General features: G+C 43.6%; 3 protein-coding genes. All 3 read left to right on the top strand.

The window, feature by feature from the left end:
• Positions 1–1,223, top strand: a 1,223-nt coding sequence (locus tag V7D75_RS06560; protein ID WP_333613904.1) for a Rieske 2Fe-2S domain-containing protein, incomplete at its 5' end; no start/stop codon positions are given.
• A gap of 61 nt (positions 1,224–1,284) precedes the next feature.
• Positions 1,285–1,782, top strand: a complete 498-nt coding sequence (gene benB / locus V7D75_RS06555) for a benzoate 1,2-dioxygenase small subunit (protein ID WP_020443471.1) — start codon at positions 1,285–1,287, stop codon at positions 1,780–1,782.
• Positions 1,783–1,847: 65 nt separating this feature from the next.
• A partial coding sequence (locus V7D75_RS06550; protein ID WP_333613903.1) for a 2Fe-2S iron-sulfur cluster-binding protein occupies positions 1,848–2,398 on the top strand: 551 nt, incomplete at its 3' end.

The following is a 2,398-nucleotide window of genomic DNA, read 5'->3' as shown; positions in this document are numbered from 1 at the left end:
TGTATTTGGCTCATGAGTCTCAAGTTCCTGATAATAATGACTACTACACCTCATACATTGGTCGTCAGCCCATCATTCTCGCCCGCAATAAAGAGGGTGAGCTGCATTGCATGATTAACTCTTGCTCACATCGTGGTGCACAGCTCTGCCGTCATAAGAAAGGCAATAAAGCCACTTATACTTGCCCGTTTCATGGCTGGACCTTTAACAACTCAGGCAAGCTGCTTAAAGTTAAAGACCCAAGACATGCAGGCTATCCAGAATGCTTCAATAAAGAAGGCTCACACGACTTAAAACAAGTGAAGATGGCTAATTATAAAGGCTTTATCTTTGCCAGCTTAAATGATGATGTGCAGCCAATCGAAGAATGGCTTGGCGGCTCTACCAAAATTCTTGACATGATTGTCAATCAGTCGCCAGAAGGTCTAGAAGTGCTACGCGGCACTTCCACCTATACCTTTGATGGTAACTGGAAACTGCAAGCTGAAAACGGTGCTGATGGCTATCACGTATCAGCAGTGCATTGGAATTATGCGGCTACCACTGCCCGCCGTAAAGAAACTGAAGCGGTCAAAGAAGACAATATCAAAGCCATGAACGCTGGAAAATGGGGACGTCAAGGTGGCGGTTTCTACTCTTTTGAAAACGGACACATGCTGTTATGGACCCAGTGGGAAAATCCACAAGACCGTCCAAACTATGCCTATCGCGATGATTATATCGCCAATTACGGTGAAGCCATGGCGGACTGGATGATTGGACGCTCACGTAACTTATGCCTATATCCAAACGTCTACATCATGGATCAGTTCAGCTCACAAATTCGCATGCTCCGCCCTATCGCGGTTGACAAAACTGAAGTCAGTATCTGGTGTATCGCACCAAAAGGCGAAAGCGATGAGGCACGTGCACGCCGTATTCGTCAGTATGAAGATTTCTTTAACGTTACTGGTATGGCAACACCTGATGACTTAGAAGAATTCCGCTCGTGTCAAGAAGGTTATAACGGTATCAAGCTTGAATGGAATGATATGTGCCGAGGCTCTGAGCATTGGATTCAAGGTGCAGATGAAGGCGCGGCTGCTATTGACCTCAAACCTTTAATGAGTGGTGTTAAGACTGAAGATGAAGGACTATATACCGTCCAACATCGCTACTGGCATGAAGAAATGAAAAAAGCGCTAGAGCAAGAGCAGCAGCTACACGGTGCTAATAGCGACTGATACATTTTTATTATTACTCTGCTATTTATTGTAGAACTGACAAAAAATAAGGATATCAATCATGAAAAATGCAACTGTTAACATTGAAGACATTAGACAGTTTCTATACCGTGAAGCGCGTTTATTAGACGAGAAAAAATGGGAAGAATGGCTCACTTATTACGATGAAGACTGCCCTTTCTGGATGCCAAGTTGGGATGATGATGGTCAGCTCATCAGCGACCCACAACGAGAAATCTCGCTGATTTATTATCCGGATCGCCGTGGTCTTGAAGATCGTATCTTCCGCATCGAGACTGAGCGCTCATCAGCGACCATACCTGATACGCGTACCACGCACAATTTATCGAATATTGAATTACTCGAAGACAATGACGGTATTGTGACGGTACGTTTCAACTGGATCAACAAGTCCTTTCGCTATCACGAGACCAATACCTATTGGGGTTACTCTCAGTACAAAATAGACATGACTCAAGACCAACCAAAAATTTTGGATAAGTATGTGGTCTTAAAAGACGACTATGTGCATCAAATCATGGACGTCTATCACGTCTAATCATTATTCACTCATTATTTAGCCTCTAGCTTTTAATTAATACGTGTTGAAAAGGGATATTTCTCATGGAATATAATATTGCTCTACAGTTCGAAGACGGCGTCACAGGCTTCATCAAATGTGAAGCCGACGAAACCGTCGCCGAAGCTGCTTATCGTCAAAAATTTAATATCCCTGTGGATTGCCTTGATGGTGCTTGCGGTACTTGCCGTTGCCATTGTGAATCTGGCAGCTACGACATGCATCCTGATATGTATATCGAAGATGCACTGACAGAAGCTGAAGCTGCTGAAGGTTATGTACTCACCTGTCAGATGATTCCTGAAAGTGACTGTGTGATCAAGGTGCCAAGCTCTTCTGAAGCCTGTAAAGTGGGTAAATCTACTTTTAAAGGTAAATTACAACAGCTGAATGTACTGTCAGAATCTACCATTCACTTTGGCGTCGAAGTCGACAATCCAGATGCGCTAGTATTTTTGCCAGGTCAGTATGTCAATGTCAGTATTCCTGACTCTAACGAGACACGCTCCTATTCATTTAGCTCTATACCTAGTGCCAATCAAGCCGAATTTGTCGTCCGCAATATCCCTAATGGCAAGATGAGTACCTTCTTATC

This window comes from Psychrobacter sp. (assembly GCF_036731945.1).
GTDB lineage: Bacteria > Pseudomonadota > Gammaproteobacteria > Pseudomonadales > Moraxellaceae > Psychrobacter.
Note: the sequence above shows the minus strand (reverse complement) of the source record. Positions and strands in the feature narration are given on the sequence as shown.

Bases quoted from the DNA above. Each gene is read 5' to 3' on its own strand.
- benB (WP_020443471.1), top strand. From the start codon at position 1,285: ATGAAAAATGCAACTGTTAACATTGAAGACATTAGACAGTTTCTATAC.